Here is a 12,980-nt window from a genome sequence, read left to right on the forward strand (position 1 = left end):
GATCCACCCGCCTCTTGCACCACCGCGTCATCCCCCGGCAGGTTCACCGCGCGGCACGCTCCGCGGCGAGCCCCTTGCGCCGGAGCACGACCGCCTGCCTGATGTAGTCCAAACCGGTGACGACGGTCAGGACGACGGCGGCCGCCATCACCCAGAACCGCAGCGTCGCCAGCGGCCCGGTCAGCGCGAGCACGTACATGCCCACCGCCACGCCCTGGGTCAGGGTCTTCAGCTTCCCGCCCCGGCTCGCCGGGATCACTCCGTACCTGATGACCCAGAAACGCATGAGCGTGATCCCGAGTTCCCGGCCGAGGATCACCCCGGTCACCCACCAGGGCAGATCGCCGAGCCACGACAGACACACCAATGCCGACCCCATGATCGCCTTGTCGGCGATGGGGTCGGCGATCTTCCCGAAGTCGGTGACCAGGTTGTACGTACGGGCCAGATGCCCGTCGAAGATGTCGGTGATCATGGCGACGGCGAACGCCGCCCACGCCAGCGCCCGCCAGACGGGGTCGTAGCCCCCGTCGGCGAGCAGCAGCATCACGAATCCCGGCACCAGGACCAGCCGGATCATCGTCAGGATGTTGGCGATGTTCCACAGGCTGGCCTGATTGACGGCCGCGGCGCCCAGCTTCGCGCCGGGCGCGGGCCGGCGGCCGGTCCCGCCCGCCGCAGATGCCGGGGCTCCGGTCATCCGGCCGCCTCCTCAAGATCCACGCCCAGGGGCTCCGCCACCAGGTCCACACCCAGGGTGCCGACCACCTTCGCCGTGACGATACGCCCCGGGACCAGGCCCGCGCCGTCCGTGAAGACGACCTGGCCGTCGGTCTCGGGTGCCTGGTGGGCGGCGCGCCCGTAGGCACCCTCGCCGTCCTCCGCCTCGTCGATCGGGACGACCGTCTCGACGAGCACCTCCAGCGTCTCCCCGATCCGCTCCTCCGCGCGCTGCGAAGTGAGCTCCTCGGCGAGGCGCTGCATGTGGGCGAGGCGCTCGGCGATGGTGTCGGCGTCCAGCTTGTTCTCGTACGTGACGGCCTCGGTGCCGTCCTCGTCGGAGTAGCCGAAGACGCCGATGGCGTCGAGCCGCGCACTGGTGAGGAAGCGCTCCAGCTCGGCGAAGTCCGACTCCTTCTCGCCGGGGAAGCCGACGATGAAGTTGGACCGGACGCCGGCCGTCGGGGCCTTGGAGCGGATGGTGTCCAGCAGTTCCAGGAACCGGTCGGTGTCACCGAAGCGGCGCATGGCGCGCAGCACGTCGGGGGCCGAGTGCTGGAAGGAGAGGTCGAAGTACGGGACGACCTTGGGGGTCGAGGTGAGTACGTCGATCAGGCCGGGCCGCATCTCGGCGGGCTGGAGGTAGCTGACGCGGACGCGCTCGATGCCGTCCACCTCGGCCAGCTCGGGCAGCAGGGTCTCCAGCAGGCGGATGTCGCCCAGGTCCTTGCCGTACGAGGTGTTGTTCTCGGAGACCAGCATGATCTCCTTGACGCCCTGCTCCGCGAGCCAGCGCGTCTCGCCCAGCACGTCGCTGGGGCGGCGGGAGATGAAGGAGCCGCGGAAGGACGGGATGGCGCAGAAGGAGCAGCGCCGGTCGCAGCCGGAGGCGAGCTTGACCGAGGCGACCGGGCTCTTGTCCAGCCGGCGGCGCAGCGGCGCACGCGGGCCGGAGGCGGGCGCGACGCCCTCCGGGAGGTCTGCGGGAGCGGCTGCCACCTCCTCGACGGGCGTCGACTGCGCGTGGCCCGGCAGGGCCACGTCGGCGTCCTGGCGCTGGGCCGGGCTGATCGGCAGCAGCTTGCGCCGGTCGCGCGGGGTGTGGGAGGCGTGGACGCCGCCGTTGAGGATGGTCTGGAGGCGGTCGGAGATGTCGGCGTAGTCGTCGAAACCGAGCACGCCGTCGGCCTCGGGGAGCGCTTCGGCAAGTTCCTTGCCGTAGCGCTCGGCCATACAGCCGACGGCTACGACGGCCTGCGTGCGGCCGTGATCCTTGAGATCATTGGCCTCCAGCAGGGCGTCTACGGAGTCCTTTTTGGCGGCTTCGACAAAGCCGCAGGTGTTGACGACGGCTACGTCCGCATCGGCGGCGTCCTCGACGAGCTCCCAGCCATCCGCCGCCAAGCGGCCTGCGAGCTCCTCCGAGTCCACCTCGTTACGGGCGCAGCCAAGAGTGACAAGGGCGACGGTACGGCGTTCGGGCATGGACTCAAGACTACTTCGTCCCGGCACCGGCCCCCGCCTCCCGTCCCGGACGGCAAGATCCCCGGAGTGCGGCGCGGCACCCCGGGGATCCGGAACGTTCTATTCCCTGCTGGTCAGGCCTGGCGGTCAGCCCGCCTGGGCCTGGCCCTGACGCGGGTCGTCCTTGGTGTATGTGAGACGTTCCACCTGTCCTGGCTGGAACTCGTCCTTGATCTCCTTGCCGTTCACGAAGAGCTTCACGACCCCGGCATCGCCGAGCACCAGGTCGATGGACTCCTTGTCCGTGAACGTCTTCGACTGACCCTGTTCGAGGGTGCCGTCGAAGAGGAGCCGGCCACTGTGGTCCTTGGCCGAGATCCAGCTTTCGCCGTCGTTGGCCGTCAGGACGACCGTGACGAGGTCCTTGGGCGCGGCGGCGATGGCGCTGTCCGAGGGCTCCGGCTTGGGAGCCGTAGGCGCCGGCGGCGCCTGGACCGAGGGCTTGGAGGCGTTGGGGGTGGGTGCGGGCTTCGGCGCGGCGGAACCTTCCGCCACCGGCCGCTTGGCCTTCTCGTCGGCGCCGCCGAAGGCCGTGAAGCCGACGAAGCCGATCACGGCGACGATGGCGGCGACCATGGCGGCGGTCCAATTGGGCCGCTGCCGTTCGGGGCGGATCCGCTCGGCTTCGAACATCGGCGCGGCGGGGGTGGGTGCCGGCCGGCCGCCGTGGGCCGCGTCGTAGCTGTCGATCAGGGGTTCCGGATCGAGTCGTACGGCACGGGCGAGCGTACGGATGTGGCCGCGGGCATAGACATCGCCGCCGCAGCGAGTGAAATCGTCGGATTCGATCGCGTGCACGATCGGGATGCGCACGCGGGTGGTGGAACTGACCTCGTCGACAGTCAGCCCGGCGGCGATCCGGGCCTTCTTGAGGGCCGTCCCGATGGACGGCTCTTCGACGGAACGTTCGACGAGACGGTCCTCGGACCGGTCGTCGGTCGAAGGCTGCTCATCTTCGGGGGAGTTGGCGTTGCCGATGGACACGAGGGCGCCTTTCGAGCGTGTAGCCACCTGCTGGAAGTCCAGTCTAGGGGGGTGACGAAAGGGTGAGGCAACCGGAGGGGGGACTTCCTACGCCATACGAATGGCCGGAGGGCTCCCGCCCGGTGCGGCGGCCCGGAACAAGCCGCCACCTCCCTCAACTAGACACGGGACCGGGGGAAACGGTTGCCCCCGGTCCTTTGTCCGTTACTCGGAAGTCTCCCCCCGGATCACGGCGAGCACGCCGTCGAGTTCGTCGGCCTTCAGCAGCACGTCGCGCGCCTTCGACCCCTCGCTCGGCCCGACGATCCCCCGCGACTCCATCAGGTCCATCAGCCGCCCGGCCTTCGCGAAGCCCACCCGCAGCTTGCGCTGGAGCATCGAGGTGGATCCGAACTGCGTGGAGACGACCAGCTCGGCCGCCTGGCACAGCAGGTCCAGGTCGTCGCCGATCTCCTCGTCGATCTCCTTCTTCTGCTTCTGCCCCACGGTGACGTCGTTGCGGAAGACCGGAGCCATCTGGTCCTTGCAGTGCTGCACGATCCCGGCGATCTCGTCCTCGGTGACGAAGGCGCCCTGGAGCCGCACGGGCTTGTTCGCGCCCATCGGCAGGAACAGCCCGTCGCCCTTGCCGATGAGCTTCTCCGCGCCCGGCTGGTCGAGGATGACCCGGCTGTCGGCGAGCGAGGAGGTGGCGAAGGCGAGGCGCGAGGGCACGTTCGCCTTGATCAGACCGGTCACCACGTCCACCGAGGGCCGCTGCGTCGCGAGCACCAGGTGGATGCCGGCCGCGCGGGCCAGCTGGGTGATGCGGACGATCGAGTCCTCCACGTCCCGCGGGGCCACCATCATCAGGTCGGCGAGCTCGTCGACGATCACCAGCAGGTACGGGTACGGGCTCAGCTCCCGCTCGCTGCCCGGCGGCAGTTTGATCTTGCCGTCGCGGATCGCCTTGTTGAAGTCGTCGATGTGCCGGTAGCCGAAGGCCGCCAGGTCGTCGTAGCGCAGGTCCATCTCGCGCACGACCCACTGCAGGGCCTCGGCCGCCCGCTTGGGGTTGGTGATGATCGGCGTGATCAGGTGCGGGATGCCCTCGTACGCCGTCAGCTCCACCCGCTTGGGGTCCACGAGCACCATCCGGACGTCCTCCGGGGTGGCCCGCACCATCACCGAGGTGATCAGGCAGTTGATGCAGGAGGACTTTCCGGAACCGGTGGCCCCGGCGACCAGCACGTGCGGCATCTTCGCCAGGTTGGCCATGACGTAGCCGCCCTCGACGTCCTTGCCGAGCGCCACCAGCATCGGGTGGTCGTCCTCGGCGGCGTCCGCCAGCCGCAGCACGTCCCCCAGGTTGACCATCTCGCGGTCGGTGTTCGGGATCTCGATGCCGACCGCCGACTTGCCCGGAATCGGACTGATGATGCGCACGTCGGGCGAGGCCACGGCGTAGGCGATGTTCTTGGCCAGCGCCGTGATCCGCTCGACCTTCACGGCCGGGCCCAGCTCCACCTCGTAGCGGGTCACCGTCGGTCCCCGGGTGAAACCGGTGACCTTCGCGTCGACCTTGAACTCCATGAACACGTTCGTCAGCGAGGCCACGACCGCGTCGTTCGCGGCGCTGCGGGTCTTGCCCGGCCCACCCTTCTCCAGCAGGTCCAGCGAGGGCAGGGAGTACGTGATGTCCCCGCGCAGCTGGAGCTGCTCGGCGCGGGGCGGCAGCGCCTGGGTCTCGGGCGGGGCCTTCGTCAGGTCGGGTACGGACAGGGTTCCGGAGGCCGCCGCGGTGGTGTCGGTCGGCGCGGCCGCGGCGGCGGACTTCTCCTCGCGGGCCGGCTGCTCCTCGCGCGCGGGCCCCTCCTCGCGGGCCGCCGGAACCGGAGCGGTGATCTCTGAACCTTCGCGACCTTCGCGCTCCCCCGAGATGCCCTGCGTGAGGTCGGCGACGAGCGGGGAGGGCGGCATCCCGCCGTACACCACCCCGTCCAGCGCGGCGGCGGCCGCCGCGGCCACGTCGACGGCGTCCATCCCCCGGTCCATGGGCCGGCCCGCGGACCGCCGGGGGCGCCGCCGCCGGGCGAGCGCCTCCTCCTCGGCGGCCTCCGCCGGGTCCCCCGGCCCGCCGGCGCCGGAGCGGGCCCGCCACTGCTCGGCGTCATGCCGGTCCGCGGCGGCCGAGGCCGCGCCCGCGGAGTCCCCGTGCTCCGCGGACGCCGCGTACTCGTCGTCGTACTCGTTCGGAGCGATGATCCCGAGCCGGATCCCCGCGCTCCGCAGCCGCTGCGGGATCGCGTTGACGGGGGTGGCGGTGACCACCAGCAGCCCGAAGACGGTGAGCAGCACCAGCATCGGCACGGCCAGCGGTGCGCCCATCGTGAAGATCAGCGGCTTCGAGGCTCCCCAGCCGATCAGCCCGCCGGCGTTCTGCATGGCGGTGGTGCCCTCGTCGCGCCCGGGGGCTCCGCAGGCGATGTGCACGAGCCCCAGGACTCCGATGACCAGCGCGGAGAGCCCGATGCCGATGCGGCCGTTGGCGTCGGCCTGTTCGGGATGGCGGATGAAACGTACCGCCATGACGCCGAGCAGGACCGGCACGAGCAGGTCGAGCCGCCCGAAGGCGCCGGTGACCAGCATGGTCACCAGGTCCCCCACGGGCCCGCTCAGGTTCGACCAGGTCCCGGCGGCCACGATCAGCGCGAGCGCGAGCAGCAGCAGGGCGAGCCCGTCCTTGCGGTGGGCCGGGTCGAGGTTCTTCGCGCCCTGGCCGATGCCGCGGAAGATCGCGCCGACCGCGTGCGCGATGCCGAGCCAGAAGGCGCGCAGCAGCCGCAGCACTCCCCCGGTGGGGGACGGCGCGGGCTTGGCCGCCACCTTCTTGACGGGCGCGCGCTTCGCGGCGGGCGACGCCTTCTTGGCGGGCGGCTTGCGGGCTGGGGCAGCCTTCTTCGCCGGCGCCGTCGTACGGCCGGTGCGGCCCTTCGCGGTGCCCGCCGTGCTCTGGGAACCCTTACCGGACGTACTTGAGGCCATGCGACCGAGGTTACCGGGGCGAGCGCCGGTGGACACGCGTGCCCACCCCTTCACCCGTTCGTGTCGTTCCGAGTCCGGGACGGGAGGCGCCCGCGCCCTCGGCCCGTACCGGCGGCCTCCCATGACGCTCCGCCAGACCTGACGGACCGCCAAGCGGGGCCGCACGGCAGGCCACGCCGGGCCGCGAGGGCCCGAGCGGAGCTCAGCCCTGAGCGGGCAGTACGGGAGTACCGCCGCCGGTCCCCGGCTCCAGCGCGTCGAGCGCCCGCCGCAGACCGGTGAGCTTGCGCTCCAGATGGGCCGCGGTGGCCACCACCGAGGGATCGGCCGCCTCTTCACCGAGCTGCTTGGTCAGCGCCTCCGCCTGCTCCTCCACCGCGGCGAGCCGCGCGGAGAGCTCGGCCAGCAGGCCGGCCGTCTCCTTGGAGCCGTCCACCGCCCCGTTGGAGCTGCCGCCCTCCAGCTGGAGCCTCAGCAGCGCCGCCTGCTCGCGCAGTTGGCAGTTCTTCGTATACAGCTCGACGAAGACCGAGACCTTGGCCCGCAGCACCCACGGGTCGAAGGGCTTCGAGATGTAGTCCACCGCGCCCGCCGCGTACCCGCGGAAGGTGTGGTGCGGACCGTGGTTGATCGCCGTGAGGAAGATGATCGGGATGTCCCGGGTCCGCTCCCGCCGCTTGATGTGCGCGGCCGTCTCGAACCCGTCCATGCCCGGCATCTGCACGTCGAGCAGGATGACCGCGAAGTCGTCCGTCAGCAGCGCCTTGAGCGCTTCCTCCCCCGACGACGCCCGGACCAGTGTCTGATCGAGCGCGGAGAGGATGGCCTCCAGCGCCAGCAGATTCTCCGGCCGGTCGTCGACCAGGAGGATCTTGGCCTTCTGCACCATGCCCTGTCCTCCTCGCCCCGGCATGGGGCCTCCCCGGCTCCTGGCTCCGGCCTGTGCGCCGGGCCCCGCCCCAGAGGACGGCATCCTTGCGCCGTCCGTCCTTGTGCCGGTCATCGTAGCCCCAGTCCCGAGATCGCCACACCCTGTCACCAAGATGTCACAGCGCACGAAGCGGAAACGTGGTGGAAGGGCAGAAGGTTCCCACGGGAGTTGTCCTCCGCCCGCCCGGTCACGCCCCGGCCCCGCGCATGTGCCCTTCCATGACCGACAGTAGGTAGTCGGGTTCGACCGGCTTGGTCACGTAGTCCGAGGCACCGGACTCGATCGCCTTCTCCCGGTCCCCCTTCATGGCCTTCGCCGTCAGCGCGATGATCGGCAGCCCCTCGAACTGGGGCATCCGCCGGATCGCCGAGGTCGTCGCGTACCCGTCCATCTCCGGCATCATGATGTCCATCAGCACGAGCGCCACGTCGTCGTGCTGCTCCAGGACCTCGATGCCCTCCCTGCCGTTCTCCGCGTACAGCACCGCCAGACCGTGCTGCTCCAGCACGCTGGTCAGCGCGAAGACGTTGCGCACGTCGTCGTCCACGATCAGCACCCGCTCGCCGTGGAAGTCGTACGTCCGCGGCGCCTGCGGCAGCGGCTCCTCCACGAACCACGCGTCCGCGTCGCCCTGTCCGGGCACCTCCGCCCGCAGCGGCGGCTCGGCCATCGCCTTGCGGCGCCGCCGGAACAGCGCCGAGGACCCCTGCCCGGCCGGTTCCCCGGCCCGCGGCAGCGCCATCGGCCCCACGGACCCTACGGGGCCCTGCGCCACCGGCGCCGCCGGCAGCTCGGGCCGCACCTCCTCGGCGGCCGGGCGGCGGTACAGCTCCCCGCGCGCCCCACCGGGCGTCGGCGGCGCGTACCCCTGCGGGGGCAGCTCGCTCGGGTGCAGCGGCAGGTACAGCGTGAAGGTCGACCCGCGGCCGGGTTCGCTCGCCGCGTGGATCTCCCCGCCCAGCAGCCGGGCGATCTCCCGGCTGATGGACAGTCCGAGGCCGGTGCCGCCGTACTTGCGGCTGGTCGTCCCGTCGGCCTGCTTGAACGCCTCGAAGATCACCAGCATCTTGCTCGCGGCGATCCCGATCCCGGTGTCGGTCACCGAGAAGGCGATCAGGTCCGCGTCGGCCTCCCGCAGCGAACCGGCCTCCAGGAGCTGCTCGCGGATCGCGATGGGCACATCGGCCCCGGCGGGCCGGATCACCAGCTCCACCGCCCCCGTGTCGGTGAACTTCACCGCGTTCGACAGCAGGTTGCGCAGCACCTGGAGCAGCCGCTGCTCGTCGGTGTGCAGGGTCGCCGGGAGCTCCGGGGAGACCCGTACCGAGAAGTCGAGCCCCTTCTCCGCGGTCAGCGGCCGGAAGGTGGCCTCCACGTAGTCGACGAGCTGGACCAGCGCGATCCGGGTCGGGGAGACGTCCATCTTCCCGGCCTCGACCTTCGACAGGTCGAGGATGTCGTTGATCAGCTGGAGCAGGTCGGAGCCGGCGCCGTGGATGGTCTCGGCGAACTCCACCTGCTTCGGCGAGAGGTTCTCGTCCGCGTTGTCGGCGAGCAGCTTGGCCAGGATCAGCAGGGAGTTGAGCGGGGTCCGCAGCTCGTGCGACATGTTCGCCAGGAACTCGCTCTTGTACCGCATCGAGACCGCGAGCTGCTCGGCACGCTCCTCCAGGACCTGCCGGGCCTCCTCGATCTCGGTGTTCTTCACCTCGATGTCCCGGTTCTGCTGGGCCAGCAGTTCGGCCTTCTCCTCCAGTTCGGCGTTGGCGGCCTGAAGGGCCTTCTGCCGGTTCTCCAGTTCGTCGGAGCGCTCGCGCAGCTGCTCGGTCATCTCCTGCGACTGCTTGAGCAGCATCTCCGTCTTGGAGTTGACGGAGATGGTGTTGACGCTCGTACCGATCATCTCGGCGATCTGGCTGAGGAAGTCCTTCTGGATCTGCGTGAAGGGCTGGAAGGAGGCCAGCTCGATGACGCCGAGCACCTTCCCCTCGAAGAGCACCGGCAGCACGATCACGTGCGCCGGCGGGGCCTCGCCGAGCCCGGAGGAGATCTTCAGGTAGCCGGGCGGGGTGTTCTCGATGAGCACCATCCGCTTCTCCTCGGCGACCATCCCGATCAGCCCCTCCCCCGGCCGGAAGGAGATGGGCATCTGACCGCCTGCGTACGCGTAACTCCCGCGCATCCGCAGCTCGTACGAGCCGTCCGCGCCCCCGTCCGTCCCGATCTCGGGGGTACCGCCCGCCGGCAGCGCCAGGAAGAACGCGCCGTGCTGCGCGGAGACCACCGGGGTCAGCTCGCTCATGATCAGCGAGGCCACGTCGTCCAGCTCGCGGCGGCCCTGCATCAGGGCGGAGATGCGGGCGAGGTTGCCCTTGAGCCAGTCCTGCTCCTTGTTGGCCAAGGTGGTGTCGCGCAGGTTGGCGATCATCGTGTTGATGTTGTCCTGGAGGACCTGGATCTCGCCCGCCGCGTCCACGTCGATCTTCAGGTTGAGATCGCCCCGCGTCACCGCGGTGGCCACGGCCGCGATGGCGCGCACCTGCCGGGTGAGGTTTCCGGCCATCTCGTTCACGGACTCGGTCAGGTCCCGCCAGGTGCCGTCCACGTCCCGCACGCGGGCCTGGCCGCCCAGGATGCCCTCCGTACCCACCTCGCGGGCCACCCGGGTCACCTGGTCGGCGAAGGAGGAGAGCTGGTCGACCATCGTGTTGATCGTGGTCTTGAGCTCCAGGATCTCCCCGCGCGCGTCGATGTCGATCTTCTTGGTCATATCGCCCTTGGCGATGGCCGTCGTGACCATGGCGATCTGCCGCACCTGGCCGGTGAGGTTGGAGGCCATGAAGTTCACCGAGTCGGTGAGGTCCTTCCACGTCCCCGAGACCCCGGGCACGTGCGCCTGGCCGCCCAGGCGGCCCTCCGTACCCACCTCGCGGGCCACGCGCGTGACCTCGTCGGCGAAGGACGACAGGGTCTTGACCATCGTGTTGACGGTGTCGGCGAGCTGCGCGACCTCGCCGCGCGCCTCGACCGTGACCGTCTTGGTCAGGTCGCCGTTGGCCACCGCGGTCGAGACCTGGGCGATCCCGCGCACCTGGGCGGTCAGATTGCCGGCCATCGTGTTGACGTTGTCGCTGAGGTCCTTCCAGATGCCGGTGACCCCGCGCACCCGGGCCTGGCCGCCGAGGATGCCCTCGGTGCCCACCTCGCGGGCCACCCGCGTCACCTGCTCGGCGAAGGAGGACAGCTGGTCCACCATCGTGTTCACCGTGGTGACGAGCTCCAGGATCTCGCCCTTGGCATCGACGGTGATCTTCTTGGAGAGGTCGCCCATGGCGACCGCCGTGGTCACCTCGGCGATGTTGCGCACCTGCGAGGTCAGGTTGTTCGCCATGAAGTTGACGGACTGGGTGAGGTCCTTCCAGGTGCCGGAGACGCCCTTCACCTCGGCCTGGCCGCCCAGGATGCCCTCGGTGCCCACCTCGCGGGCCACCCGGGTCACCTGCTCCGCGAAGTTCGAGAGCTGGTCCACCATCGTGTTGAGGGTGTTCTTCAGCTCCAGGATCTCGCCCCGGGCATCGACCTCGATCTTCTGCGACAGGTCGCCGCGCGCCACCGCGGTGGCGACCTGCGCGATGTTGCGCACCTGGGACGTCAGGTTCCCGGCCATGCCGTTCACGGAGTCCGTCAGGTCGCGCCACACGCCGGCCACACCTGGCACCTGCGCCTGACCGCCGAGCCGGCCCTCCGTACCCACGTCCCGGGCCACCCGGGTCACCTGCTCGGCGAAGGCCGAGAGCTGGTCGACCATCGTGTTGATGGTGTTCTTCAGCTCCAGGATCTCGCCGCGCGCGTCCACGTCGATCTTCTGGGAGAGGTCGCCGCGGGCCACGGCCGTGGTCACCTGGGCGATCTGGCGCACCTGGGACGTCAGGTTCCCGGCCATGAAGTTGACGGAGTCGGTGAGCTCCTTCCAAGTGCCGGACACCCCCTCGACCCGCGCCTGGCCGCCGAGCCGGCCCTCCGTGCCCACGTCCCGCGCCATCCGCGTGACCTGGTCGGCGAAGGAGGACAGCTGGTCCACCATCGTGTTCACGGTGTTCTTCAGCTGGAGCATCTCGCCGGAGACGTCGACCGTGACCTTCTGCGACAGATCGCCGTTGGCCACCGCCGTCGTCACCTGGGCGATGTTGCGGACCTGCCCGGTGAGGTTGCGGAAGGCGGTGTTCACCGAGTCGGTGAGGTCCTTCCACGTCCCGGCCGCGCCCGGCACCTGCGCCTGGCCGCCCAGTTCGCCCTCGACGCCGACCTCACGGGCCACACGCGTCACCTCAGCACCGAACGACTGGAGCTGGTCCACCATCGTGTTGACGGTGTTCTTCAGCTCCAGCATCTCGCCGGCCACGTTCACGGTGACCTTCTGCGACAGATCGCCGTTGGCCACCGCCGTCGTCACCGTCGCGATGTCCCGCACCTGCGTGGTGAGGTTGCGGAAGACCGTGTTCACCGAGTCGGTGAGGTCCTTCCACGTACCCGCGGCACCCGGCACCTGCGCCTGGCCGCCGAGCGTGCCCTTGGCGCCGACCTCGCTGGCCACGCGCGTGACCTCGTCCGCGAAGGTCCGCAGTGTCTCGGTCATCTGGTTGATCGTTTCGGCCAGCTGCGCGACCTCGCCGCGCGCGCTGACCCGGACCTTCTGCGACAGGTCGCCGTTGGCCACGGCCGTGGTCACCTGCGCGATACCGCGCACCTGGGCCGTCAGGTTGCCCGCCATCGTGTTGACGGAGTCGGTCAGGTCCTTCCACACGCCCGCGACCCCGGGCACCTTCGCCTGGCCGCCGAGCTCGCCCTCCGTACCCACCTCGCGGGCCACGCGGGTCACCTCGGAGGAGAACGAGGAGAGCTGGTCCACCATCGTGTTCACGGTGTTCTTCAGCTGCAGCATCTCGCCGGCCACGTGCACCGTGACCTTGCGCGACAGATCGCCCTTGGCCACGGCCGTGGTCACGAGAGCAATGTCACGCACCTGGGCGGTGAGCCGGTACGCCATCGTGTTGACGGAGTCGGTCAGATCCTTCCAGGATCCCGACATTCCGCGCACCTGCGCCTGGCCGCCGAGCTTGCCCTCGGTACCCACCTCCAGCGCCACCCGCGTCACCTCGTCGGTGAACGCGGAGAGCTGGTCGACCAGGTTGTTGACCGTCCGCCCGACCTTCAGGAACTCCCCGCGCAGCGGGTGCCCGGCACCCTCCGCGGCCTGGGTCCGCAGGTCCATGCGCTGGTCGAGGTCACCCTCGGCGACCGCCGACAGCACCCGGCCCACCTCGGACACCGGCCGGGCCAGATCGTCGACCAGCTGGTTCGAGGCGTCGATCGCGGCCGCCCAGGAGCCCTCGCAGGCGCCTGTTTCCAGCCGTTCGCTGAGCTTGCCCTCGCGGCCGACCATGCGCCGCACCCGGGACAGCTCCCCGGTCAGGTGGAGATTGCGGTCGGCCACCTCGTTGTAGACGGCGGCGATCTCCGCCATCACCCCGTCGCCGGACACCGTCAGCCGCTTGCGGAAGTTACCGTCCCGCATCGACACCAGGGCCGTGAGCAGCCTGTTCAGGGCCGCGGTATCGACTTCCGTCGTCCCGCCCCGCCGGGAGCGTCCTCCCTTCGGGCGCGTTCCCGTACGCCGCACCGCCGCGCCAGCCTCCACCGTGTCCCTCCCGAAAGGGTCGACCACTGTTCCACCGGGCATCTTGTTCATCAGACTGCGTCCACCTACGCCGTGCCCATCCAAGCCGTGCCCATCAAC

6 protein-coding genes are annotated in these 12,980 nt (G+C 70.3%); all 6 read right to left on the minus strand.

The features are described from left to right. Positions 1–43: 43 nt before the first annotated feature. A complete protein-coding gene (pgsA, locus tag OG276_RS09335; RefSeq protein WP_266881436.1) occupies positions 44–700 on the minus strand; it encodes a CDP-diacylglycerol--glycerol-3-phosphate 3-phosphatidyltransferase in 657 nt (218 codons plus the stop codon). Then, positions 697–2,205, minus strand: coding sequence for a 30S ribosomal protein S12 methylthiotransferase RimO (rimO, locus tag OG276_RS09340; RefSeq protein ID WP_266904000.1), 1,509 nt, complete (start codon positions 2,203–2,205; stop codon positions 697–699). The genes pgsA and rimO overlap by 4 nt, the downstream gene beginning before the upstream one ends. A 126-nt stretch (positions 2,206–2,331) precedes the next feature. Next, a complete protein-coding gene (locus tag OG276_RS09345; RefSeq protein WP_266904001.1) occupies positions 2,332–3,228 on the minus strand; it encodes a helix-turn-helix domain-containing protein in 897 nt (298 codons plus the stop codon). A gap of 204 nt (positions 3,229–3,432) precedes the next feature. Further along, a complete protein-coding gene (locus tag OG276_RS09350; protein WP_266904002.1) occupies positions 3,433–6,252 on the minus strand; it encodes a DNA translocase FtsK in 2,820 nt (939 codons plus the stop codon). A 202-nt stretch (positions 6,253–6,454) separates the two neighbouring features. Further along, positions 6,455–7,141 (minus strand): two-component system response regulator, encoded by a 687-nt coding sequence (locus tag OG276_RS09355; protein WP_266904003.1) that lies wholly within the window; start codon positions 7,139–7,141, stop codon positions 6,455–6,457. Between the two features lie 229 nt (positions 7,142–7,370). After that, positions 7,371–12,881 carry a HAMP domain-containing protein gene (locus tag OG276_RS09360; RefSeq protein ID WP_266904004.1) on the minus strand — a complete coding sequence of 1,837 codons (5,511 nt, stop codon included), beginning with the start codon at positions 12,879–12,881 and terminating at the stop codon, positions 7,371–7,373. Between the last annotated feature and the right edge of the window lie 99 nt (positions 12,882–12,980).

Origin of the sequence: Streptomyces sp. NBC_00086 (assembly GCF_026343255.1) — a bacterium.
GTDB lineage: Bacteria > Actinomycetota > Actinomycetes > Streptomycetales > Streptomycetaceae > Streptomyces.